The sequence below is a fragment of the Psychrobacter sp. AOP5-GZ1-6 genome (genome assembly GCF_052376345.1).
Classification (GTDB): Bacteria; Pseudomonadota; Gammaproteobacteria; order Pseudomonadales; family Moraxellaceae; genus Psychrobacter.
In genome coordinates, this window is the sequence record NZ_JBQSVP010000035.1 from 1 (window position 1) to 21,335 (window position 21,335).

The 21,335-nt window shown below is 43.3% G+C and carries 17 protein-coding genes; 10 read left to right on the forward strand and 7 right to left on the reverse strand.

Features of this window, described 5'->3' with window-relative positions:
- Nucleotides 1–93: 93 nt before the first annotated feature.
- Nucleotides 94–1,047 carry a 3-hydroxyisobutyrate dehydrogenase gene (gene mmsB, locus ACT3RN_RS06680; RefSeq protein ID WP_413469405.1) on the forward strand — a complete coding sequence of 318 codons (954 nt, stop codon included), beginning with the start codon at nt 94–96 and terminating at the stop codon, nt 1,045–1,047.
- Nucleotides 1,048–1,199: 152 nt separating this feature from the next.
- Here mmsB and ACT3RN_RS06685 read toward each other — a convergent pair whose 3' ends face one another.
- Nucleotides 1,200–1,958: an IclR family transcriptional regulator gene (locus ACT3RN_RS06685; protein WP_105245544.1), complete on the reverse strand. Its 759-nt coding sequence runs from the start codon at nt 1,956–1,958 to the stop codon at nt 1,200–1,202.
- Nucleotides 1,959–2,553: 595 nt separating this feature from the next.
- On the opposite strand from ACT3RN_RS06685, the gene ACT3RN_RS06690 reads away from it, so the two are divergent.
- On the forward strand, nt 2,554–3,426 hold the full coding sequence (locus tag ACT3RN_RS06690; protein WP_192992587.1) for a hypothetical protein: 873 nt from the start codon (nt 2,554–2,556) through the stop codon (nt 3,424–3,426).
- 154 nt (nt 3,427–3,580) lie between these two features.
- Here ACT3RN_RS06690 and ACT3RN_RS06695 read toward each other — a convergent pair whose 3' ends face one another.
- The 3 genes from ACT3RN_RS06695 to ACT3RN_RS06705 form a co-directional block, all read right to left on the reverse strand.
- The gene (locus ACT3RN_RS06695) at nt 3,581–4,348 is read right to left on the reverse strand and encodes a 4'-phosphopantetheinyl transferase family protein (RefSeq protein WP_192992227.1); all 768 of its coding nucleotides are present in this window, start codon (nt 4,346–4,348) and stop codon (nt 3,581–3,583) included.
- A 116-nt stretch (nt 4,349–4,464) separates the two neighbouring features.
- Nucleotides 4,465–4,983: a peptidoglycan-associated lipoprotein Pal gene (gene pal, locus ACT3RN_RS06700; RefSeq protein ID WP_192992226.1), complete on the reverse strand. Its 519-nt coding sequence runs from the start codon at nt 4,981–4,983 to the stop codon at nt 4,465–4,467.
- A 205-nt stretch (nt 4,984–5,188) separates the two neighbouring features.
- Nucleotides 5,189–5,836 (reverse strand): DUF6231 family protein, encoded by a 648-nt coding sequence (locus tag ACT3RN_RS06705; protein ID WP_192992225.1) that lies wholly within the window; start codon nt 5,834–5,836, stop codon nt 5,189–5,191.
- A gap of 436 nt (nt 5,837–6,272) precedes the next feature.
- On the opposite strand from ACT3RN_RS06705, the gene pepN reads away from it, so the two are divergent.
- Nucleotides 6,273–8,873, forward strand: a complete 2,601-nt coding sequence (gene pepN, locus ACT3RN_RS06710) for an aminopeptidase N (protein WP_413469395.1) — start codon at nt 6,273–6,275, stop codon at nt 8,871–8,873.
- Between the two features lie 185 nt (nt 8,874–9,058).
- Here the strand turns inward: pepN and ACT3RN_RS06715 are convergent, their stop codons facing one another.
- On the reverse strand, nt 9,059–10,141 hold the full coding sequence (locus ACT3RN_RS06715) for a 3-deoxy-7-phosphoheptulonate synthase (RefSeq protein WP_226945113.1): 1,083 nt from the start codon (nt 10,139–10,141) through the stop codon (nt 9,059–9,061).
- Between the two features lie 409 nt (nt 10,142–10,550).
- Between ACT3RN_RS06715 and lpxB the strand changes: the two genes are divergently transcribed.
- Complete coding sequence (gene lpxB / locus ACT3RN_RS06720; RefSeq protein ID WP_192992223.1) at nt 10,551–11,852, forward strand: lipid-A-disaccharide synthase; 1,302 nt, start codon at nt 10,551–10,553, stop codon at nt 11,850–11,852.
- Between the two features lie 128 nt (nt 11,853–11,980).
- On the forward strand, nt 11,981–12,862 hold the full coding sequence (locus ACT3RN_RS06725) for a ribonuclease HII (RefSeq protein WP_226945112.1): 882 nt from the start codon (nt 11,981–11,983) through the stop codon (nt 12,860–12,862).
- 116 nt (nt 12,863–12,978) lie between these two features.
- Here the strand turns inward: ACT3RN_RS06725 and ACT3RN_RS06730 are convergent, their stop codons facing one another.
- On the reverse strand, nt 12,979–13,644 hold the full coding sequence (locus ACT3RN_RS06730) for a DUF924 family protein (RefSeq protein ID WP_192992222.1): 666 nt from the start codon (nt 13,642–13,644) through the stop codon (nt 12,979–12,981).
- An 86-nt stretch (nt 13,645–13,730) separates the two neighbouring features.
- Between ACT3RN_RS06730 and ACT3RN_RS06735 the strand changes: the two genes are divergently transcribed.
- The 4 genes from ACT3RN_RS06735 (at nt 13,731) to ACT3RN_RS06750 (ending at nt 19,430) form a co-directional block, all read left to right on the forward strand.
- On the forward strand, nt 13,731–15,020 hold the full coding sequence (locus ACT3RN_RS06735; protein ID WP_192992221.1) for a carboxynorspermidine decarboxylase: 1,290 nt from the start codon (nt 13,731–13,733) through the stop codon (nt 15,018–15,020).
- 259 nt (nt 15,021–15,279) lie between these two features.
- The gene (locus ACT3RN_RS06740; RefSeq protein WP_192992220.1) at nt 15,280–16,554 is read left to right on the forward strand and encodes a saccharopine dehydrogenase family protein; all 1,275 of its coding nucleotides are present in this window, start codon (nt 15,280–15,282) and stop codon (nt 16,552–16,554) included.
- Nucleotides 16,555–16,809: 255 nt separating this feature from the next.
- Nucleotides 16,810–18,480: an alpha/beta hydrolase gene (locus ACT3RN_RS06745; RefSeq protein WP_192992219.1), complete on the forward strand. Its 1,671-nt coding sequence runs from the start codon at nt 16,810–16,812 to the stop codon at nt 18,478–18,480.
- A 155-nt stretch (nt 18,481–18,635) separates the two neighbouring features.
- A complete protein-coding gene (locus ACT3RN_RS06750) occupies nt 18,636–19,430 on the forward strand; it encodes a hypothetical protein (protein WP_192520682.1) in 795 nt (264 codons plus the stop codon).
- A 124-nt stretch (nt 19,431–19,554) separates the two neighbouring features.
- On the opposite strand, the gene htpX is transcribed toward ACT3RN_RS06750, so the two are convergent.
- Nucleotides 19,555–20,469, reverse strand: a complete 915-nt coding sequence (gene htpX, locus ACT3RN_RS06755) for a protease HtpX (RefSeq protein WP_192520683.1) — start codon at nt 20,467–20,469, stop codon at nt 19,555–19,557.
- Nucleotides 20,470–20,637: 168 nt separating this feature from the next.
- On the opposite strand from htpX, the gene ACT3RN_RS06760 reads away from it, so the two are divergent.
- Nucleotides 20,638–21,267, forward strand: coding sequence for a DUF7822 domain-containing protein (locus ACT3RN_RS06760; protein WP_442069907.1), 630 nt, complete (start codon nt 20,638–20,640; stop codon nt 21,265–21,267).
- Nucleotides 21,268–21,335: the final 68 nt, after the last annotated feature.

Here is a 21,335-nt window from a genome sequence, read left to right on the forward strand (position 1 = left end):
ACAATCTACTAAAAATAAAAGCAGATCTGCCTAGGCAGCCGAGCAGGCGCTACTGGCAATAACATAAAAAATCAATCATCAAGGAGTGATGAGATGGGTATGAAGGACACAAATACCAAAAATGCAGCAAAGAGTGCCGCGGCAAAACCAACGATTGCCTTTATTGGTCTTGGTAATATGGGCGCACCGATGGCAGAAAATCTATTAAAGGCAGGCTATCCGCTATCAGTATATGACTTATCTGCAGAAGCATGCGAGCGCCTTCAGCAAGCAGGTGCCAGCGTCGCTACCAGCCCAAAAGAGGCGGCGAGCAATGCGAATGTTGTGATTAGTATGTTGCCAGCGGGCAAGCACGTTCATTCTGTCTATCTAGGTGAGAATGGATCTGATGGCTTGCTAGCAGAGCTGCCCAAGGGCACACTGGTCATCGATAGTAGTACCATCGCTGCCGCTGACGCCAGATTGGTAGCAGACGCCGCAACTGGTCTTGGTATAGACTTTTTAGATGCGCCCGTCTCTGGCGGTACAGGCGGTGCTATCGCTGGTAGTTTGACCTTCATCGTTGGCGGTAGTGCCGACGCATTTGTCAAAGCGGAGCCGATACTGGCGGTGATGGGCAAAAACATCTTTCATGCAGGCGAGCATGGAGCAGGACAGGTCGCCAAAATTTGTAACAATATGCTCTTAGGTATCTTGATGGCAGGGACGGCAGAGGCCATCAATCTAGGCGTAAAAAATGGCCTCGATGCCAAAGTATTGTCTGACATCATGCTACAAAGCTCTGGGCGCAACTGGACACTGGAGGTTTATAACCCTTATCCTCAGGTGTTAGAAAACGTGCCTTCGAGCAAGGGCTACAAAGGCGGCTTTATGAGCAAGCTGATGCAAAAAGACCTCAATCTTGCCATGCAAACTGCCAAAGATACCGCGGTTGAGACACCGATGGGTGCCAAGGCGACAGAGCTCTACGACGATCACGCGCGCGAAAATGGCGACAAAGATTTTTCTAGTATCATGGGGCGTCATGACCATTCGGTGCTGTCTTAAAGTGCCTAATTCTTGAATTGCCTAGTCTTTGAAATATCTAGTCTTTGAAATATCTGTCTCGAACGCACAAAGCTACTAAAGGCACTCGTCTCAAAGCAAAAAAGGTCTGCGCTATCTGTGATAGCGCAGACCTTTTGGTTATAAAATTCTGCTTAGTTTTGTAGCTCATAGACCAAAGCCTGAATATCCTGAGCGGCTGTCTGCAGGCGCGGCACATGCGTCATCAGCTCGTCTAATGACACGCGTATGGTCGGCGCATGCAAGTACAAAGAGGCCAGATAACGTGACTTCTTATCTAATACAGGTACAGACACCGCCACCATCTCCGAGATAAACTCTTCGTTGTCGATACCGACCCCTGTCTCAGCGATTTTATCCAGCTCTTGATTGAGCGCATCGATATCTGTGATGGTGTTTTTGGTAAATTTATCCAAAGGCAAGCCTTTCAATATCTTGTTACGGCTGGTGGTGGAGAGCTGGCTCAGATACAGCTTACCCGTTGCTGTACACCACATCGGAGACTTGACGCCCACAGGCAGATAAATCTGCAAGGGTAGTGAGGTCTGCGCGCGGTTGGTATAGAGCATATTCATATGATAAGGAATCGCAATCCCGCAAGTCTCTTCGATCTCCTCGACCAGCTTATGCAAAACCATCTGCCGCTCATTAAAAAACTGGCGCTGCTGCCACAGCTCAACGCTCAAATTGCGTACTCGCTTGCCAGGTATGATGCCGCCGCCGATATCAACGGTGACAAACCCTTCGTCCACCAGATTTTGAATCAAACGATGGATGGTCGGTTTTGGAATGTCCAGCTCTTGCGATAGCTCAAGTGGAGAGAGCGGTTTAGAAGCATAAGACACCGCTTCTATAATCTCTAACACACGGGTAATCGACGATACTTTAGGCATATAAATGGCTCGATAATAATAAAAGAGGAGAAAGCGCAGTCGCTTGCAACGCGTTAATAATTATAACAAAAAATCATAAACCTGAGGCTTTGTAACTGGTTTATTACTGTCTCTAATTTAGCACAATATAACGCTTAGACAAACGTTAGTCGCGGTATAACAAGACATTTATATCGTTTATTTTCCTAACTGATTTTTTTGTCCAAAAACACCCTTAGATACGTCAACTCACAAAACACAACAATCTGTAGTAATAAGCTATATAACTGTTATTGAAGCTGAGACGTCAGTAGGCGATGATAATGACATATTTTGTAATATCCTTACATGAGTATTAAGTCACTTAAAAATCATGTCTACGCTGTTGGATCACTTTGAGAGCGTTGTGTAACAGAAAGTCGAAGTTTTGCCGGTTGATGTAGCAATTATTACAATACCTATGCAATCTTTACATAATGGCAAATAAAAAGCGCGTCTGTAGGGGTGACTTTTTGAGCCAAAATTGTTTTAATCTGCTCAACAAAATGATGGATTTAAAAAGAACTAAATTGTCATTTTTTTTGGGCGAGTTATTCCACACTTTAGGAGAGTATTTATGAAACTTATTAAACTAACAGCAATTTCTGCTGCCGTTTTGGCTTCAACTGCTGCGCTAGCGGCTGAGCCAGTTGTCGTTGTTGATGACAACACAGCTGTCGCTTATGAAGCAGAGCCAGTTGCGGTCGCTTATGAAGCAGAACCTGCTTATGCATACAATGCTGATGCTGGTGTGGTACGTAACACCACTGGCGCCGTCGTTGGTGGTACTAAGACTTTTTTCCAAACAGCTATCAACCCAGCCGCTGTCAGTGCTGAAGTTGGTACACTAGGTTATGGTGCCAATATCGCTTGGGGTTTGAACGAAAACACTGAACTACAAGCCGGTTGGGCAGGTGGTGATGTTGCCGAGCTATTTGGCGGCGATATTGATATCGACGACGTAAACTATGATGTAGACTCTGACTTTAGTAACCCATACCTAGGCGTACAATTACGTCCTACTGGTAACTGGTTCACAATGGGTGCTGGTATCATCGTACCGGATAACGATATCGATGTAACTGCTAACCCACAAAATGGCGGTATCTATAAGATTGATGGTGTGGAATACGATGCCAATGACGTAGGTTCTTTACAAGGTACTATCGAACACCGCAACAAGCTAGCGCCTTATGCAACTATTGGCTTCCGTCCAAATATTACTGAAAACTTTGGTCTATTCGGTGAGCTTGGTGCAGCATATCTAGGTAAGACAGACGCTACTGTCCGTACAAACGGTACATCTAATAACGTAGGCGTAAAAGGTAGTAACATTGGTTCAGGCAAAACTTCAGCTGAAGTAGCAGCTGAAGCGCAGAGAGAGTTAAAGAGTGATAACTATCTTGAGTGGTTGCCAATCGTAAAAGTTGGTGCAACTTACCGCTTCTAATTTAATCACAGTCTACTGGCTGTTATTAAATAAACAAAAAACGATCCTATTTATTAGGGTCGTTTTTTTGTGCGTTAAGTAGTAACAAGTAGTAAGATGACTAGCGATTAAATAGAGGATGTGCAATGCTTTAGATGTTGGCTGGATATCCTTATCAAAACACCAGTACAATATGCTGCCTAGGAATGATGGCGATACGGTACCCTGTTTTTTTATCCATCACAGTCATCAGATGATGGTCGTCTATCACGCTGTCTATCAAATCCTCAATCAGATAAGCGTAGTCGATACCCAGCCCTTGCGCGAGGGTGTATTGATATACCTTGATATAGCTTTCTTTTATTTGCCATAGCCGCTTTGCGATTGCATCACGCTGCCATGCAGGCAGTCGTTGCAATACTGCCTTTTCTTTATCGGCATAAAAACGCCGAACCACCTGCCAAGCTACCTCATTTGCTTCTATATCGATGCCAGCAGGACGATGCTGGCTGAGAATGACGGCCACCTGATTGTCTAGACAGCTCGTTGGTTGAGTGTTGCTATTATCAGTATCGTCTGTATTTTTTGCGCCTGTATGGCTAAAGCATACGTAGTATTTGCTACGAGCAAGCTGATAAGGAAAGGCTGACTCATCTAAGGTGTCGTCTATCTGTAGCTTGGTGAGTAGCTGTTGTAATAACAGCCGTACGCCTTGCCGCTGTAGTTGGCGCTGCTGCTGCGCCCGATCAGGTGCTGATATGTCTGCAGCCTCGCGGCAATACTGCCATTGCTGGGTATCATCTATATGGGTGTTTAGGTCGTATCGGCTTAGATAGGGAGGTTTATTGGTATGCTTATGGGCAAGGGCGTTGACATGCGCAGTGGCACACCATGTCGTAGGCCCAAGCCTCACAATATGAGTTTGTGTCAAGTATAAGGGCATAGGTGTAGCCGCAGGTTTTATGTAGGAGTAGGAAGTATAAAGCCCAGCAACGTGATATTGCTGGGCCTTTTTAGTATTACGCTGACGATTGGTAATACGAGCGTATGGGGTTTGTCTTAATAAGACAGCTCCGCGCGGCGGTTTTGCGCATAGGCGGCCTCGGTGGTGCCAGCGGCAGCAGGGCGCTCTTCACCGTAGCTGATGATGCGGATATTGTTGACCGCGACACCTTGGGCGGCCAGATAGTTACGCGCTGCTTGGGCACGGCGCTCGCCTAGCGCCATGTTATACTCACGGCTACCACGCTCATCGGTATGACCAGCAATAACTACGCTAGCGGTTGGGTTTGAGCGTAGCAAGCTTGCGTGTTGATTGAGGACATTGGCCGCTTGTGCGGTGATTTCGCTGCTATCGAAAGCAAAGTAAACGACGGCTTGTAGGCTGTCTGCATCAGTGACGACGGTACTGGCGTTGTCTACGATGACGGCACCATTATAGCCCGTTTGACCGCCTGGGATACCTAGCGGGGCAACCACAACTTCAGAGGTGGCGCGTTTGGTCGCACAGCCTGTAGTGATTGCGATAGCGCTTGACAATACAGCGAGAACTGCAAGCTTAGAAAAACGAATTGACATGGTGAGCTCCTAAAATTTTTAATTAACATTGTTGTTGTAAACTGCTTCGATAAAACTCAGGCAATTACCATTTATCATATATTCAGTGTTACTTTATGTAAGTAGTATTACTGTAAATAACTCGAGAATTTACAATCAGATATGCTCGTTTTGTTATATATAGAGCCGTTTTGATAAACGCTCTGATATCAAGGCATAAAACGAACTACCAGCGGTGCTTGTCCCAGTTTTCAGGGTTTGCCCAGTAGTCGGCATTGAGCCAATTAGGCAGCTGTTTGTAGTCATACAGATTAAATTGCCACAGTGTCGCTAATCCAAAAGCATGGGCGGCGGCAGGCATCTGGGTCATATCGGCACCTGATAGGTCGGTATCTTCTGTCAAAATAGAAGTCTGTAATATATCAAACGGGGTAAATCCGTAGGGTTGTAAGTCGATATTGTGCTCAAGGGCGATGAGTAGATGGGCGGCGTATAGGTCGCGATAGCGCATCAATAGCGGAATATAATGCTGCAGGCGTTCCACTGATAAAGTAGGGAGCCAAAAACAGGCGAGTTCATAACGTTCAGGTGTTTGTTGTTTGGTAAGCTCTAATAGAGTTACGATTTGTAATGTATCAGAATTTGCTATTGCGACGTCATTTTTTTGATGATGCAAGTAATTTTCGAGTTGCGCTTTTACAGCTGACTGTGCATTTTTGTCCTCTACCACCCACAATAACTCCGTAATGTCAAAAGTCTGATCAGTCGTTTTGGGAGTCTCTTCTTGTATGGCTAATGATGGTAGCAGAGCATCAACGTAATTGATTAATAATGGTAGTGTAATATCTGAGCGGCTGGTAGCGTGCTTTGTCATATAATAGACCGTTTATAGAAAGTGAGTCATAGGTGAGTCTATTAAATCATTTTAATCATTATTATCCAATCACTGATTTATGCTGTTAGCTCTATTGCTTCACTAGGTATGTCGCAAGTGATGAACATAATAATATTGAGATATACACTTGAAATTTGGTAGTTTAGGTCAATTTAGTTATAAGTCTAGTCAGTCCTAATACCAGTACCAACACCAATTTTATATTTGGTGGTGTTCTAAAAAGTATGCTGGCGATAGAAGTCAATAAGAAATCTATGCTAAGTTCTCTGATTCTATAGGGCTTTCAAGGCTTCAAAAATTGTTCAAGTTTTAATCAGCATACTTTTTGACACACCACCTTATATTTATATCATAAAAAATAATAGGAACTCATATGTCTACTGCTGAAACCGCTGCTCAAATTATCAATCCTGAGATGCCTGATGTACCACCAACTGCACCGAGCAAAATCAATTTAAAAGACTATCAAAAGCCCAGCTTCGATGTCGAAACGGTTGATTTAGATATTCAGTTGTTTACAGAGTATGCGAAAGTCAGTAGTACGCTAAAAATGGTTCGTCAAACGGCGGGTGAACTGGTGTTATTTGGGGAGGATTTAGAGCTACTGACTATCAGCATGAATGGTAATGCTTTGACTACTGAGAAATATAAACAAGAAGACGGTAAGCTAATAATAGCGGACGCCCCTGATGCAGTAACGTTAGATATTGAAGTACGCATCTGTCCGCAGACCAATACTGCACTTGAAGGGTTGTACATGGCGGGTAGTGGTGACGATACTATGTTTGTCACGCAATGCGAGCCAGAAGGCTTTCGAAAGATTACTTTTTATCCCGACCGCCCTGATGTGTTAGCGATATTTACCACGCGTCTGGAGGCAGATAAGCGTTACCCAACACTACTGGCCAATGGTAACTTGGTGGAAGCAGGTGAGGTTACAGATGCGCCAGATCGTCATTATGCCATTTGGCATGATCCAACCAATAAGCCAAGCTATTTGTTTGCTTGTGTCGTCGCTGACTTGGATGTATTGACGGACACTTATACGACGAGTGAAGGCCGAGAGGTGGCGCTTGAGCTATATGCAAAATCTGCTGATATTGATAAGTGTGATGTCGGTATGCAAGCGCTAAAAGATGCCATGGAGTGGGACGAGGTCAATTATGGCCGCGCGTATGACTTAGATCGTTATATGATCGTCGCGGTTAGTCAATTTAATATGGGGGCGATGGAAAATAAAGGTTTGAACATTTTTAATACAGCCTGTGTATTGTCCAGTCCTGAAACGACGACTGATTCACGGAGTTTTAGCGTCAAGGCCATTATTGCTCATGAGTATTTCCATAACTGGACAGGCAATCGTATCACCTGCCGTGATTGGTTCCAATTGTGCCTAAAAGAAGGCTTTACCGTTTATCGCGATCAATCGTTTTCAGCAGATCAACAGTCGAGCGCTGTACAGCGTATTGATGATGTCGCGACATTGCGTGCGCATCAGTTTGCAGAAGATGCCGGACCGTTGGCACACCCTGTACGCCCTGAGAGTTTTGTGGAGATTAATAACTTTTACACGACGACTGTCTATGAGAAGGGTGCTGAAATTGTGCGTATGATTGCCAATACGCTAGGATCAGATGATTTTCGTAAAGGAACGGATGAGTACTTCCGCCGCTATGACGGTCAGGCCGTGACGGTTGAAGACTTTTTATCGGCGCTCAGTATTACCGATAGCAAAATTGAAGGCTTTATTGACTGGTATCGTCAGCCAGGTACGCCAGTCGTCTCTGGTCATCAAGACTACGATAGCGCAGCGCAGACATTGACCATTACACTCAGTCAGCAGACCCGTCATGTCAGTGGTTTTGATGCACCAAAACCATTGCCTATTCCGGTTGCGACCGCATTATTTGATCAAGAGTCCGGTGATATTATTGCGGAGCGTATGCTCTTGTTAAATCAGGCTACACAAACCTTTAGTTTTGAAAATGTGACTAGCGAACCAGTCGTGTCATTGCTGCGTGATTTCAGTGCACCAGTACAGCTTAGTTATGATTATCAAGACAAAGATTTGGCATTTTTACTTCAGCATGAGACCAATGGTTTTAATCGCTGGCAAGTAACACAAATGCTGGTCAATCGTATTTTATTACAAGGCAAGGGTGCGAAAAGCAGTCCTGAAGTATATCTACAAGCATTGGCTCAGACGTTACCTGAGCTAGCTGCTAATGATGCGATGCTTGCAGCGCGTTTGCTTGATATTCCATCAGCCCAAGAGCTGGCGTCGGCTATCCACAGTAATTATGATCCAGCCGTAGTCAAAGCACAGCGTGAGGGCTTGTATCAGAAATTGGCAGAGACGTTAAAAGATCAATGGCAAACGCTTTATGAGCAGTTGCCTATGCAGTCTTATGAAGACAGTGCAGCCGCCCGTGGCACTCGTGCCTTGCGAAACGTGGTATTAGATATGGCGCTGACGGCGCAAGTCAAAGATGCAGCGGCATGGGCACAGCAGCAGTACGATAATGCGAGCTGTATGACTGAGCGTTTTGGCGCATTAAAAGCCATGGTCAATCATCAAGTTGAAAATGCTGAGAGCTACTTAGCAGATTTCTATGAGCGCTTTCAAGCCAATGATTTGGTCATCGATTTGTGGTTCAGTGTGCAAGCGTCTGCTGATACTGTTACGCCTGATACCATTGAGTCGTTGATCGCTCATGCTGATTTTGATTGGAATACACCCAATCGAGTACGCTCAGTTATCAGTGCTTTTACGTCACAGCCAACGGCGCTGTGGACAGCAGAAGGCTTGAGTCTCTATACAGGCGTGATTAAAAAGCTAGATGATTCTAACCCCGTTTTAGCCTCACGTTTGGTACAAGTATTGGCACGCTGGAACACGTTGGCTGAACCACTTCGTCAAATGGCGCATGAGCAATTGATGGATTTGCAGAAACAGTCTTCATCAAAGCATGTACTAGAAAGCTTAAATAGCGTATTAGGCTCAGCAAGTGAGTAGGATGTAGTGATATCAGGCTCTGCCACAAACACAAAAATGACGATTAACGATATCAACTTCGCTTAATTGTCATTTTGGCGACTGGTATGAAGTATTTTATCAGTGCATCCGCATAAAAAACTCCGCCCGACATTATTATGTCGGGCGGAGTTTTTTATGTAGTTAATAATAGTCTGTGATGACGATTAACGGTTAGGCAGTACGTCTTTTACCATGTCGTGTAGCTTGTATAGTGCAGTCACTGTGCTATCCCAATCTAAGCAACCGTCAGTGATAGATTTGCCGTACTCAAGCTGACTTAAATCAGTCGTTAATTTCTGATTACCGCCTTTTAAGTGGCTCTCAATCATCATACCAATAATAGGTTTATTGCCATTTTGAATTTGTTCAGCGACGTTATTAATAACCATAGGCTGTAGGTATGGGTCTTTACCAGAATTAGCATGACTTGAGTCAATCATAATCTTGCCGCTGGTTTTGCCTTTAGCCAGTGCGTTTTCTGCTTCAGAAACCGCCGTTTCATCATAGTTAGGTTTGCCATTACCGCCACGCAATACCACGTGTGCATAAGGGTTGCCTTTAGATTTGATGATAGATACTTTGCCGTCTGATGACAGGCCTAAGAAGCTATGACCTGCTTTTACGGCTTGCATCGCGTTGACGGCGACAGTCATGCCGCCATCAGTACCGTTTTTAAAGCCAACTGGGCATGATAGACCAGAGCTCATTTCGCGGTGAGTTTGGCTCTCAGTGGTACGTGCGCCAATCGCTGACCAACTAATCAAATCTTGCATGTACTGCGGGGTGTTTGGGTCTAATGCCTCAGTCGCACAAGGCAATCCTTTTTCATTCAAATCCAGCAGTAGCTTACGAGCCATGCGTAGGCCTTTTTCGATATCAAAGCTATCGTTCATATCAGGGTCGTTAATCATACCTTTCCAGCCAACGGTAGTACGCGGCTTTTCAAAATATACACGCATAACCACAAAGATGCTGTCTTCGATTTCTTTTGCCAATACTGCCAAACGATCGGCATATTCGTGGGCGGCTTTGATATCGTGGATAGAGCAAGGACCGATGACCACAAATAGGCGCTTGTCTTTACCATCCAAGATATCTTGGATGGTATTTCGACCCTTTAGAACCGTTTGATAGGCTTTGTCTGATAAGGGTAGCTCAGTTTTTAGCTCAGCTGGAGTGACTAAGGGGATGAATTGTTCAATGTTCACGTCATCAATATCTGCATTATGGGTAGCTGGTGTCGTCATGATTATATCGTCTAGCTAAATTATAGGAACAATCATTATGCGGACAAAACAAGCGGTTGACAAGGGTAGTCGATGAGTTTATTGACTCATAACTGGAATGATAAAAACAAAACTTAGTTATACTTGTATATTTTTCATCTTGAATTGGCATCTATTGATAGCAAATCTCTGTTTATCATGAAAGACAAACGTTACCTTTAAATCGCTATAACACTACTTTTATCAGCTAATTTAGCTATTTATACCATCGTCACGTATGATGGCAACATAAATGGTATCTCTGGTGTCTTGACTGTTCATGGATGACAGGATTTTAGTGCAGAGAATATCTTATAATACGATTTATTTATCATTTACCTTATTTTGATAAACCACTATATTTTTACTATTTCAATATTGAGAGCGTGTCATGACAGATTTTGCAACACCTGATACATATACTGGTCTAGCAGCACAGACAGAGGTACATCCTCAGCTGTCTGAGTTGACGGCCGGGCCACTAGTCATCGGTATCGTTGCAGGCGAAGTTTCAGGTGACAGCTTGGGTGCAGATTTTATGCGGCAGATGAATAACTTGCGCGATGATATTGTCTGGGTAGGTGTGGGTGGTAGCAAGATGCAAGCGCAAGGGCTACAAAGCATCTTTCCTTTATCACGTTTGGCAGTGATGGGCTTAGTAGAGGTCATGTCACAGCTACCTGATTTACTAAAAGCGCGGCGTGAGTTGTTGAGCGCATTTAAATTGGTTGATATCGATTGGTTTGTCGGTATTGATGCACCTGATTTTAATCTTAGAGTGTCTAAAAAATTAAAGCCACAAGGCATATTTTGTGTGCAGTATGTCAGCCCTTCTATTTGGGCGTGGCGCGAGTCGCGTATTCATAATATTAAAGCCGCGACCAACCTAGTGCTTTGCCTATTTCCCTTTGAGCTATCCGTATATGAGCGCCATAATCATCCTGCCATCTGTGTTGGTCATCCGCTACTGCACACCATTGATCAGACAGTGTTAGAGATTCCAATCAATCAGCGCCGTAGCGAGTTGGTTTGGCACAATGATGGCTTACAACAGTTTTTTGTTGAACGATTTGATGATGTTAGCCAGCTGATCTGTGTGATGCCAGGCTCTAGACGCGGAGAGATTACGGCTATTTTGCCATTGATGTTAGATGGTATTCAAAAGCTCATACTGCTAGATCCTAAGCTGTGTTTTATCATTCCAACGGTCGATCAGAACCATCAATATATCGTTCAAGATATTATTGATCAGCGCTCAGGTCAGCTACGTGCCGCAATTGTCGTGGTATACGATGACAGTCAGCCGACATTTAGTCAGCAGGCGATGGCTGCATCAGATATTGTGATGCTAGCATCTGGTACGGCAACGTTAGAAGCAATGCTATTGGAACGGCCCATGGTGGTGGTTTATCAACTAAATAAGCTCACTTATCAGATAGCCAAACGCTTGGTGAAAGTGCCTTATGTGGCACTACCCAACATCTTGGCGGGTACTGCAATCGTTCCTGAGCTGATTCAAGAGCAGGCAAGTGGCAATAATATTTGTCGTACGGTCATGCGCTTATTACAACCACGTGCCTATGCTGAGCAACTAAACGACCTCATAGCTACGAAACACTCACTGCAACAGCAGAGCAATCACAGTCCTGCCAATAGTGTGATTGAGCAATGGTTTATGCAAGACAATAATTAGGATATGTTCTCAACACCTACTATATTTTAAATAAGCTAAACGTGACTAGGTTTTTATCATTATTTTATAAGTAGGTCGCATCCTAGTACAAATGAGATTAATTGACTATTTTGATAACAAGACACCACATGACTATGAATCATCAGCACTGTACCGAAAGCACTATGACACCGATTGAAATGAGCATTCAGGCGATTGATATAAAAGGTCAATATGTCCAATTGGCAGCGCCCATTCATTTATTCGGGCAATTCAATGTCACAGAGCTACTGGCTCAATATTCGAGCACTACCAGCCCAGAATCAACACAGCCAGCACTACAGATTGGTGTTGATGAGGCAGGACGTGGGCCATTGCTGGGTAGTGTCAATGTTGCCGCTGCGATATTACCAGCGAGTTGGTCAGGATTGATAGAAGATCACCCGCTTGAGAGTACACCGCTATCCATACTGACAGACTCTAAAAAGTTGAGTGAAAAAAAACGAGACGTCCTGTATCCATTGGTTCAGCAGTATGCAGTGGGCTATGTCGTCGCTAATATCCCTGCTGCGGTCATCGATCAGGTCAATATATTGCAAGCGACCATGCTAGGGATGCGCCTATGTATCGAAACATTGATAGAAGTGGTTGCTCAGCATTTTGCCATGGTTTTTGAGGTGGAGGTAGCTGCTGTTAATCCGTTGCAAGTTGAGGTGCTATTCGATGGTAATCGTTGCCCAGAACTAAATTACGCTAACCTCAGTAAGTTTGGCGTAGGGCAAGCGAATATTGATTGCCAAGCTTGGGTGAAGGGCGATGCGCGCCATACTGCCATTGCTGCTGCCAGTATATTGGCAAAAGTGAGCCGTGATCAAGCAATGTATGCACTCGATGCTCAGTTCCCAAAGTACGGGATTGCGAAGCACAAAGGTTATCCGACGCGTGCACACATGGAGGCGATTGAAAAACATGGCGTATTACCTGAGCATAGGCGTAGCTTTGCACCTGTTCGCAAAGTGCTAGAAAATTAGGGCGTATTCTTATCGTCAATATCCTAGGTGCTTTGGTGTTCAAAACGCCTTTACGTTAAAAGTGCGCTTATGTCAAAAATGCTTTTATATTAATGACGATTAACGTACGTTAATCTTTAAAACGACGAGTTTGGTTTTTGTAAAAACACTTCTTCCTCATAGGTGGATTCGCGATCTAACGTATTGTTACGATGAGGATAACGTCCAAACTTATCAATGATTTCTTTATGGCGATGTTCAAAGTCTAGAGTCGTCGCATCGTCTAGCTTTTGAAATAGCGGTAGATAGCGATCGTGAATGATTGCTGATTCGGAATGCATAAATGGCATAATCATAAACTTACGCCACTCCATCGGCAGCGTATCAAAGTAGGGCTGTTGAATAGCTTCTTGTGCCAGAACGACTGCCATACCATCCTGTGCAAAGGCAGTCGTTTGTCCGCGATACAGGTTACGTGAAAACTGATCTAAAATAATGATTTCTGCTAATCGTCCCGCCAATGCTGTGATAGCGCTATTATCATCTGTAGACAGTTCAACGGTCCGCCACGGTCCGCATTCACCAAGTTTTGCCGCCTGCCAAATATCGTTAAACCTACTTTTTATTTGTTTGTCAAAGTGGCTGTTTTGTTTGAACCAATAAGGCTCGTTTCTTTTGTCAAACCAAAAGTCTAAGACAGCGCGCGCATCAGGATTGAGATGGCTCAAATCAATATCTTTTGGAGTTAATTGGGCCGAGTTGGCTTGACTGGACGAGGATGAGTAATCGGTTGAAAGTGCCATAAGCTATTCTAATCATGATGAATTTAGTCTACTATAGCGAAAAATATTATGCGCTACTGTTATCAAATGCTATCGGGTGCACCATCATGAATACATCGTCTACCAATCCAACTTTTACCAAATCTACCAGCCAGTCTATCAACGTGCCAACGCCGTACTACTTACTCGATGAAGCGGCCATCGTTGCCAATATGCAAATCATTGCAAGGTTATGCGAGCTGTCCGGTGCCAAAGCCTTGCTCGCGTTAAAATGCTTTGCGACATGGGGTGTGTTTGATGTGATGCAGCCATACTTGCATGGCACAACTTCGTCATCACTCAATGAAGTCCGTCTGGGCTATGAAACTTTTGGTAACAACAGTGCTGAAAATGAAACAAGCAACGAAGTAAGTCAAGAAGCAAGCGATAAAGACAAAAAAGAAACGCATGCCTATAGCGTGGCGTATAGTGCAGATGAAATCCCTGAAGTATTAAAATACGCGGATAAAATCATCTTTAACTCTATATCGCAGCTCAATGCTTTTGGCGAGCAGGCACGTGCGCAAGACATTCCTGTCGGCCTGCGTTTAAATCCAAAAACCAGTAATTCGTCGTTTATTATCGCTGATCCGGCTCGTCCTTTTAGCCGTTTGGGTGAGCATAACAAAGATAAAATCACTGTGGTACTTGGTGACATTACTGGCGTTATGATTCATAACAATTGTGAAAATGACAGCTTTGAAGCCTTTAGCGAAAGTCTGGCAGATATTGAAAACAGATTTGGCGATATTCTGGCACAATTAGAGTGGGTAAGCTTAGGCGGCGGTATCCACTTTATCGCGCCTGATTATCCCTTAGAGAAGCTCGCCGAAAGGTTAAAAGGATTTAGCGAACAATATGGCGTGCAAGTCTATCTTGAACCAGGCGAAGCGAGCATCCATGGTGCTGGCTCGTTGGTCACGACCGTACTAGACACCATGCACAATGAAAAGCATCTTGCCGTGGTTGATTCGTCTATCGAGGCGCACATGCTTGATCTACTGATTTACCGCGAGTCAGCACCTATTGCCGCTATCAATAATACAGCAATGGATATCGCTCCTATCGGTCATTCAGTGATTGAGACGTCAGAACCTATTCTCGAAAGTGAGATAGACAGTACGCTCATTTATGGTCGCTCGTGTTTGGCAGGAGATATCTTTGGTGAGTATGATTTGCCAAATAATTTACAGATAGGCGATCAGATTAGCTTTGGTAATGCGGCAGGTTATACCATGGTAAAGAAAAACTGGTTTAACGGTGTTAACATGCCCGCTATTGTCATTCGTCGCCTTGATGGTAGGATTGATGTGCAGCGTGAATTTGATTATCAGGATTATAAGGCAAGTTTGTCTTAATATTCAGAATGGAGTTTTAGCATCATATTTACATTGTTAATAAGATTGCTGTTCATTCATGAATTTTTGCCAAAAAGAGATTAAAAAATTGTTATAATCGCCTCGGGCAAATATCCATTGGTAAAAAATGGCATTTGCCCGACGGGTGCGTGGGTTTTCCTCGGTCTTCCTTTTTAATTCACGCATTATCATTCACTCGTTTTTGTTTTGCATAGCCGCTATCGACGGTATCGACAGGAACACAAAGGAGGATTGTTCATTGAACACAAACCAACAAACTACAGCCAACAAAAAAGACGTGCTCATCATTGGAGCAGGCGGTGTCGCTCAAGTGGTTGCGCATAAATGCGCCATGCATAATGACGTGCTTGGCAATATTCATATTGCCTCACGTACCAAAGATAAATGTGATGCGATCGCTAAAAGTGTGCAGGACAAAGGCAGCTTTAAGCAGCCAGCGACTTTGCATACGCATCAAATCGATGCCATGGATATCCCTGCGCTGATACAGCTGATCAAAGACACAGGCATCCAAATCGTTATCAACGTTGGATCACCTTTTTTGAATATGAGCGTGCTAGAAGCCTGTATCGAAACGGAAGTTGCTTATATTGATACAGCTATTCATGAAGATCCGCGCAAGATTTGCGAGACGCCGCCATGGTACGACAACTATGAATGGCAGCGTAAGCAGCGCTGTGCCGACAATAAAATCACCGCTATCTTAGGTGCAGGATTCGATCCCGGTATGGTTAACGCTTATGCGCGTCTTGGCTATGACATGATGGATGCAGGCTCGGTCACAGACATCGATATTATCGATATCAATGCTGGTAGCCATGGCAAATATTTCGCTACTAACTTTGATCCTGAGATTAATTTCCGTGAATTTACGGGTACGGTTTACTCTTGGCAAGATAGCAAATGGCAGTCTAATAAAATGTTTGAAGTCAAACGTACTGATGACTTGCCAGTGGTCGGTATGCAAAACAGCTATCTGAGCGGACATGATGAGATTCACTCGTTATCGGCCAACTTAGACGTACCAAACATTCGCTTTTGGATGGGTTTTGGTGAGCACTATATCAATGTCTTTACCGTGCTTCAAAGCTTAGGTTTATTGTCTGAACAGCCTGTTATGACCGCTGAAGGGCAAGAAGTCATCCCGCTAAAAGTGGTGAAAGCCGTACTACCAGACCCTAGCTCTTTAGCAGCAGAATATACTGGCAAGACTTGTATCGGTGACAAGGTCAAAGGCAAGATAGATGGCGTAGATAGCGAAGTATTTATCTATAATGTCTCTGATCACAAAGAAGCCTACGAGGCGATGGGTAGCCAAGGCATTTCTTATACTGCCGGTGTGCCACCTGTCGCAGCTGCCATGCTTATTGCTACGGGTGAGTGGGACGCAGGTAAGATGGTCAACGTCGAAGAACTAGACGCCAAACCACTTATCAACCTATTGAATAAGATTGGTTTGCCAACTCGTATCAAAGACGAGAATGGTGATAGAGCGCTTGAGTTTGATATCTAGTTAGTCATAATCTGTATTCGAAAGCCCCTCTAACTCAATAGTGAGTCAGAGGGGCTTTTTTTGTTTTTACATGCTCGAAACTAAGCAAAGATGAATTATTGTTAGTTCATTAAGCGTTATAGAGTTTAAATGAGAATGATTTTTAATATTATTTATAGGAAAAGTACGCTAGTATTGCACCTTTGTATCATTTGCTAGACATCTTGTAACGGTAGAGGTTAGATTTTTGTCAGTAAATAAAAATAGGAGCAATGGATGACATACGCAGGATTTTTCTCTAAGAAATGGGCAATAGCAGGATTTGCTTGTTTGTTATATTCAACGTCATTTTCTGCATTTGGTTCGGAGACGGCGATGTTAACGATGGACAGTCCTTTAAAAGGCCAGCTAATAAATAGTACAAAAAACAATAAAAATTCTTTGGCTCATTCATCAAATATTAGCGTTCCCTGCGACAAAGGCGATTATCTGACGGGATATATCGATAGTGGTGATAATACGGTAACGCTTGATATTTTAGATTCGACAGGCAATCTATCGCGCCGTTTAGTTGATCATAAAAGCGGCAAGCAAAAATTTTATTTAGTGGCAGAAAACTGTGATGCGACATGGCGCTTGTCTGGATCAGGTGCATACCAAGTAGTGCTTGAGCAACGTATCAGTTTAGCAGATCAGAATTTAGAAAGTGCTTTAGAAAGCTCTGACACATTACTTAGTCCAAAAGTATCAGCATTACGTGAGTCACTGACAAAAGGACAGAGTAGCGATAGTTTTTGGGCGGATGTAGAGGTATTAGGTACACCGCTCGTTGAAGATACTGCTACTGGTACTGTGATGACATTTTTGGCGCGGGGCAATTATAACAACGTAAAACTTTTAGGCGCACCTTCTAACAATCACGAGTCGCTACAACAGCTAGCTAATTCTGATGTTTGGTATAAGAGTTTTGTGGTGCCAAAAAATACCCATTTTTCTTATCAGATAGCGTTTAATGTGCCTCAACCACCAGAATCTGGATTTGCACGTAGAGTGGCGATAAGAGCTGTGGCTCAGGCCGATCCTTATAATCATCATCCATGGCCTCATTCAGCAATCGACAAGTACACAACCAAATCTACTATTACGTTAAAAGATGCGCCAAAAAGGCCTTGGGTAGATGTGCAAAAAGAAACCCCTAAAGGCGAGCTTTCTACTTTTAAATTCACCAGCAGTACGTTAGACAATACCCGTGACATTACCATCTATTCTCCTGCTATTGATGACAGCCAAAATAATAGAGACGATGCGGTGTTGTTGTATATCTTTGATGCGGAAGCCTATATCGATGCGGTTGGATTGCCAACGATATTAGATAATTTAATCGCAGCAGGTGAGATTCCACCGGTGACGGCGGTATTTATCAGTAATCCTGATGGTGATGCCCGTGCGCGTGAATTGCCTGCCAATCCTGTATTTGCAGATGTATTGGCCAATGAGCTGGTGCCGCAAGTAAATAAACGGTTGCCAGTAGCGATACCAAAGGATAGAACGGTCATTGCAGGGTCGAGCTATGGCGGATTGGCTGCCACGACTATTGCGTTACGTCATCCTGATATATTTGGCAACGTTATCTCTATGTCTGGATCCTTTTGGTGGAAGCCAAAGGAGCAAACCGCAGGTGATAAGCATTTTGTGGCGTCTGAAGTTATCAGAATGGATAAAGTACCTGTTCGGTTGTTTTTGAGTGCTGGCGTGTTTGAAACAGCTCGTGGGGAAAGTAGTAGCAATGGTATATTGGGAACCAATCGTCATCTGCGTGATGTGTTATTGGCAAAAGGGTATGACACTCGTTATGAAGAGTATGGTGCAGGGCATGATTACTTTTCTTGGCGAGGAATTATCGGGGATGGCTTGATATCACTTTTTGGGTCTGAGGAAGAGAAGTAATATCTGTATTTTATATAAACAGTAGCGGCTATGGCAGGATAGCCGCTACTGTTGGGGCTAGCGGTGTCATCACGTTCTTGCTACTATCTATCGTTGTTTGAGCAAGTTTTATCGTTGCGCTGAGCGCACCCTACGGCTAATATCTAAGGAAGTAAATGGAATTTTATACAGGAAAATCAGAAGAAGACGATGCAAAATATCTTCTCTCCTACATAAACGATGTGTTGATTCCAGCGTCTGAAGAATTCTTTGTATTAGTGAATCAAAATAAAGTCCTGCTTCACCACGCCTTTTCTTTTAATACTATATTGTCTCATGCGATAGACTACATGATTTTTATCGCAAAAAAAGTTACTAAGTCATCCAGTAACTCAAGTGTCATACGAAGAAATGATTTCATATCTAAATTTGATAAAAAATACCATGTAGACGGATGTTCTCATATAAATAACAAGTTTAAATTGCTAGATGCTGTTAACAACTCGTTTAAGCATGTTGAATTAGAACAGAAAAGATATGCTGATTTAATAAAAGTATATGGTGATTTGAACTTTCATAACCTATTTGCTGAGGATGGGAAAGTGTTTTTTAAGTCTCAACTATATAGCTTTGATTATTGCAGAGTAGTTATGAGGCCCATTGCGAAAATTTTCGACTGTGATATAAACACGTACAACGACGTAGATGATTTTATTAATGGTAGGATACATGGTAGTTTTGGTTATGGTAATTTTCCTTATGAATATGAACCATACGATGCTATTGATAGAATGATTGATTTTTGCAACTCTGAATGTAAAAACTGTGGTGAAGTAGATGATGACTGCGACTGTGTTAATTACATTTATGGTCAAAAATTAGGTAAATGCTCACCCAATATAGATCCCAGTTTTGATTTTAATGATGTAATGTCAGATATTAGTGGAGCGCGTGAGTGGAGAAAGAAGTAAATTCCAAGAGTAGGATACACATGTGTGCTAGATAAACGTTGTAGTAGGCATAATTTATAGACTAATAAACTAATCTAAAATTATGCCTGTAACCTCTAAAACAAAGGTAATCAACCCACAAATATCAGCTCTCACTAGGATTATACGCTCTCAACGCCGCAATACGGTCATCAAGCGTTGGGTGTGAGCGGAATAGGTTTGCAATACTAAAGCCTTGCGTTTGTCCTGACGAGATTGCGAACGCTTTCATACTCTCAGGCATTTGGTCGGGGCGCTGTGCAGAAGGACGAAGCGCATTAAGCGCACTGATCATCTTTTCGCGGCTGGCAAGTTTTGCGCCCATTTGATCCGCACGAAACTCACGTAAGCGTGAGAACCACATGACGATGGCAGATGCCAAAAACCCCAGCAGGATATCCATTACAATACTGGTGATGAAGTAACCAATACCTGGGCGACCACTGGTGTTTTTGAACACAGTACGGTCAACGAAACTGCCGATAATTCGCGCAAAGAACATCACAAAAGCGTTCACCACGCCTTGAATGAGAGCAAGCGTGATCATATCGCCATTGGCCACATGACCAATCTCATGCGCCAATACTGCCTCGACTTCATCTTGATTCATATTCTGTAGTAGGCCAGACGATACTGCCACCAGCGCTTTATTCTTATTCCAGCCAGTCGCAAAGGCGTTTGGCTGCGAATTGTTAAAAATACCGACTTCAGGCATACCGATATTTACCGCCCGTGCTTGTTTGGCTACCGTATCGACCAGCCATTTCTCAGTAGCGTTACGTGGGGATTCTATGACGACCGTACCTGTTGATCTCTTAGCCATCCACTTTGACAAAAATAGCGATATCATCGAGCCAACCATACCATAGATGCCGCACATAATGGCAAGGCTAACATAATTAAGTCCGCCTGCCGTATGTACGTCACCAAGGCCAAAAAATCTCGATAAAATACCAAACACAATGCTAAATACCACAATCACTGCTAAGTTGGTCAATAAAAATAATCCAATGCGCATCATGACGCTAACTTCCTATGTAAAGTGTCGGTATGGCCTCGATAGAGCACTCTCTAAGAGGTTTGTTTGCTATAGTTGTATCTAAACCATATTGAATGGATGCTACTGCTGTAAACAAAAAGTCAAAACAGCGTATAGCGATTAATTTTATTATAAACTGAAGTGATTATTATGGCGAACCGTAGTTATCTATATTCAACCAATATTATTCCCGAAGCAAATCAAAATGATAGCAGTCGTGTGTTAACTGGCATATCAGAATATAACTATGATATTCCAATTGTCTTTAAGGTGTTACTCTCTGGTAATACGCAAGCCTGTCTATCAGTGATTTGGGATAACCCTGAAAAGATTGCTCTTATTGGAGATTATGCCAGCGGGGTGAAAAATCTTGAAGCATTCTTAGCAGCTATTAGGCTACCTGCTGCTCAGGCTCCAATTACAGAAGCGCTTGAGTTCTTAAAAATGCCAGAGAACCAAAATCAGTATTTTATTTTGGAGTGTGGCGAGATTTTTTCTATGAGCGAGACGCCAATAGAAGCGCAAAATCTGGCACTTCTCAATCAAGTACAGAATTTGCAGCCTGAGATAGAGGCGGCATATCAGTCACTGTTGCCACCTGCGAAAGTCATGAACGAACAACCAAGACCTATTGGACTATTGGCAAAACTGTTTGGCCGCCGTCCAACACCCGCGAAGGCATTGTCTGCCAATGAATCAGAACAAGCTATCTTTAGTCTTGGTCTGGGAGTTTGGTCGAATATTTTGTACTTTGACTTTTCTGAAGATGACCAAGATTAAGCTTTAAAAAATATAGAAATATCATGAGTGCTTTGAAAGTCTGATAAAACAAGAAAACGTAGAATAAG

What these genes read in the sequence shown, in the direction of transcription:
- mmsB (WP_413469405.1), top strand. Translation starts at nt 94, where the DNA reads ATGGGTATGAAGGACACAAATACCAAAAATGCAGCAAAGAGTGCCGCG.
- ACT3RN_RS06685 (WP_105245544.1), bottom strand. Translation starts at nt 1,958, where the DNA reads ATGCCTAAAGTATCGTCGATTACCCGTGTGTTAGAGATTATAGAAGCG.
- ACT3RN_RS06690 (WP_192992587.1), top strand. Translation starts at nt 2,554, where the DNA reads ATGAAACTTATTAAACTAACAGCAATTTCTGCTGCCGTTTTGGCTTCA.
- ACT3RN_RS06695 (WP_192992227.1), bottom strand. Translation starts at nt 4,348, where the DNA reads ATGCCCTTATACTTGACACAAACTCATATTGTGAGGCTTGGGCCTACG.
- pal (WP_192992226.1), bottom strand. Translation starts at nt 4,983, where the DNA reads ATGTCAATTCGTTTTTCTAAGCTTGCAGTTCTCGCTGTATTGTCAAGC.
- ACT3RN_RS06705 (WP_192992225.1), bottom strand. Translation starts at nt 5,836, where the DNA reads ATGACAAAGCACGCTACCAGCCGCTCAGATATTACACTACCATTATTA.
- pepN (WP_413469395.1), top strand. Translation starts at nt 6,273, where the DNA reads ATGCCTGATGTACCACCAACTGCACCGAGCAAAATCAATTTAAAAGAC.
- ACT3RN_RS06715 (WP_226945113.1), bottom strand. Translation starts at nt 10,141, where the DNA reads ATGACGACACCAGCTACCCATAATGCAGATATTGATGACGTGAACATT.
- lpxB (WP_192992223.1), top strand. Translation starts at nt 10,551, where the DNA reads ATGACAGATTTTGCAACACCTGATACATATACTGGTCTAGCAGCACAG.
- ACT3RN_RS06725 (WP_226945112.1), top strand. Translation starts at nt 11,981, where the DNA reads ATGACTATGAATCATCAGCACTGTACCGAAAGCACTATGACACCGATT.
- ACT3RN_RS06730 (WP_192992222.1), bottom strand. Translation starts at nt 13,644, where the DNA reads ATGGCACTTTCAACCGATTACTCATCCTCGTCCAGTCAAGCCAACTCG.
- ACT3RN_RS06735 (WP_192992221.1), top strand. Translation starts at nt 13,731, where the DNA reads ATGAATACATCGTCTACCAATCCAACTTTTACCAAATCTACCAGCCAG.
- ACT3RN_RS06745 (WP_192992219.1), top strand. Translation starts at nt 16,810, where the DNA reads ATGACATACGCAGGATTTTTCTCTAAGAAATGGGCAATAGCAGGATTT.
- ACT3RN_RS06750 (WP_192520682.1), top strand. Translation starts at nt 18,636, where the DNA reads ATGGAATTTTATACAGGAAAATCAGAAGAAGACGATGCAAAATATCTT.
- htpX (WP_192520683.1), bottom strand. Translation starts at nt 20,469, where the DNA reads ATGATGCGCATTGGATTATTTTTATTGACCAACTTAGCAGTGATTGTG.
- ACT3RN_RS06760 (WP_442069907.1), top strand. Translation starts at nt 20,638, where the DNA reads ATGGCGAACCGTAGTTATCTATATTCAACCAATATTATTCCCGAAGCA.